Genomic DNA, 2,718 nt, shown 5'->3' on the forward strand with positions numbered 1-2,718 from the left:
CGTGATCCTGAATAAAACAAAAAACCCCCGACACTTTCGTGACGGGGGTTTTCTGTTTTATTTAAGAGCCTGACGATGACCTACTCTCACATGGGGAGACCCCACACTACCATCGGCGATATGTCGTTTCACTTCTGAGTTCGGCATGGGATCAGGTGGTTCCAACACTCTATGGTCGTCAGGCAAACTGGTTTAGCTATCCACGCGGGCATCGCTAAATTAGGTTGCCTTACCGGTGTACTACACTGCTCACCGGCAAAGCCAAATGGGAATGAGAAGTTTGCTAGTCAATGCTGCAAGCGTCCAATCTCTGACACCGTCTCTTTGCGGTCCTGGCTCTCGGAGCCGAGACTGCTTTGGTGTTATATAGTCAAGCCTCACGGGCAATTAGTACTGGTTAGCTTCACGCCTTACAACGCTTCCACACCCAGCCTATCAACGTTGTGGTCTTCAACGGCCCTTCAGGGGAATCAAGTTCCCAGGGAGATCTCATCTTGAGGGAGGCTTCCCGCTTAGATGCTTTCAGCGGTTATCCCGTCCGAACGTAGCTACCCGGCAATGCCACTGGCGTGACAACCGGAACACCAGAGGTTCGTCCACTCCGGTCCTCTCGTACTAGGAGCAGCTCCTCTCAAATCTCCAACGCCCACGGCAGATAGGGACCGAACTGTCTCACGACGTTCTAAACCCAGCTCGCGTACCTCTTTAAATGGCGAACAGCCATACCCTTGGGACCGGCTTCAGCCCCAGGATGAGATGAGCCGACATCGAGGTGCCAAACACCGCCGTCGATATGAACTCTTGGGCGGTATCAGCCTGTTATCCCCGGAGTACCTTTTATCCGTTGAGCGATGGCCCTTCCATACAGAACCACCGGATCACTAAGACCTGCTTTCGCACCTGCTCGACTTGTAGGTCTCGCAGTCAAGCACCCTTCTACCTTTACGCTCGTTGCACGATGTCCGACCGTGCTGAGGGTACCTTTGTGCTCCTCCGTTACTCTTTGGGAGGAGACCGCCCCAGTCAAACTACCCACCACACAATGTCCCCGATCCAGATAATGGACCTAGGTTAGAACCTCAAACATGCCAGGCTGGTATTTCAAGGACGACTCCACGATGACTAGCGTCACCGCTTCAAAGTCTCCCAGCTATCCTACACAAGCAGGTTCAAAGTCCACTGTGAAGCTATAGTAAAGGTTCACGGGGTCTTTCCGTCTAGCCGCGGGTACACAGCATCTTCACTGCGATTTCGATTTCACTGAGTCTCGGGTGGAGACAGCGCCCCCATCATTACGCCATTCGTGCAGGTCGGAACTTACCCGACAAGGAATTTCGCTACCTTAGGACCGTTATAGTTACGGCCGCCGTTTACCGGGGCTTCGATCAAGAGCTTCGCCGAAGCTAACCCCATCAATTAACCTTCCGGCACCGGGCAGGCGTCACACCCTATACGTCCGCTTACGCGTTTGCAGAGTGCTGTGTTTTTAATAAACAGTTGCAGGGGCCTTTTCACTGCGACCGCCAATAGCTCAGAGAGCAAGTCTCGTCACCGTCAGCGGCGTACCTTCTCCCGAAGTTACGGTACAATTTTGCCTAGTTCCTTCACCCGAGTTCTCTCAAGCGCCTTAGAATACTCATCCCAACCACCTGTGTCGGTTTGGGGTACGGTTCCTTATAACCTGAAGCTTAGAAGATTTTCCTGGAAGCATGGCATCAACCACTTCCCGGTCACAAAGGACCAGTGGTCTCGACTCTCAGCCTTAAGGTGCCGGATTTGCCTAACACCTCAGCCTACAGCCTTTCCCCGGGACAACCAACGCCCGGTAGGCATAGCCTTCTCCGTCTCTCCATCGCAGTTATAAGAAGTACGGGAATATTAACCCGTTTCCCATCAGCTACGCATTTCTGCCTCGCCTTAGGGGCCGACTCACCCTGCGCCGATTAGCGTTGCGCAGGAAACCTTGGTCTTTCGGCGTGGGGGTTTTTCACCCCCATTATCGTTACTCACGTCAGCATTCGCACTTGTGATACCTCCAGCATGCTTCTCAACACACCTTCACAGGCTTACACAACGCTCCCCTACCCAGCAGAACAAGTCTGCTGCCGCAGCTTCGGTATCCAGTTTGAGCCCCGTTACATCTTCCGCGCAGGCCGACTCGACTAGTGAGCTATTACGCTTTCTTTAAAGGGTGGCTGCTTCTAAGCCAACCTCCTAGCTGTCTGAGCCTTCCCACATCGTTTCCCACTTAACTGGAATTTGGGGACCTTAGCTGGCGGTCTGGGTTGTTTCCCTCTTCACGACGGACGTTAGCACCCGCCGTGTGTCTCCCGGATAGTACTCACTGGTATTCGGAGTTTGCATCGGTTTGGTAAGTCGGGATGACCCCCTAGCCGAAACAGTGCTCTACCCCCAGTGGTATTCGTCCGAGGCGCTACCTAAATAGCTTTCGGGGAGAACCAGCTATCTCCGAGCTTGATTAGCCTTTCACTCCGATCCACAGGTCATCCGCTAACTTTTCAACGGTAGTCGGTTCGGTCCTCCAATGCGTGTTACCGCATCTTCAACCTGCCCATGGATAGATCGCCCGGTTTCGGGTCTAATCCCAGCAACTAAACGCCCTATTAAGACTCGGTTTCCCTACGGCTCCCCTAAACGGTTAACCTCGCTACTGAAATTAAGTCGCTGACCCATTATACAAAAGGTACGCCGTCACCC

The 2,718-nt window shown here is 53.2% G+C and carries 2 rRNA genes; both read right to left on the bottom strand.

The window, feature by feature from the left end:
* Nucleotides 1-67 precede the first annotated feature (67 nt).
* A 5S ribosomal RNA gene (gene rrf, locus C4S63_RS17230) occupies nt 68-183 on the bottom strand.
* 183 nt (nt 184-366) lie between these two features.
* Nucleotides 367-2,718, bottom strand: a 23S ribosomal RNA gene (locus tag C4S63_RS17235); the annotation flags it as partial.

Source organism: Alcanivorax sp. DSM 26293, assembly GCF_900107995.1.
Classification (GTDB): domain Bacteria; phylum Pseudomonadota; class Gammaproteobacteria; order Pseudomonadales; family Alcanivoracaceae; genus Alcanivorax.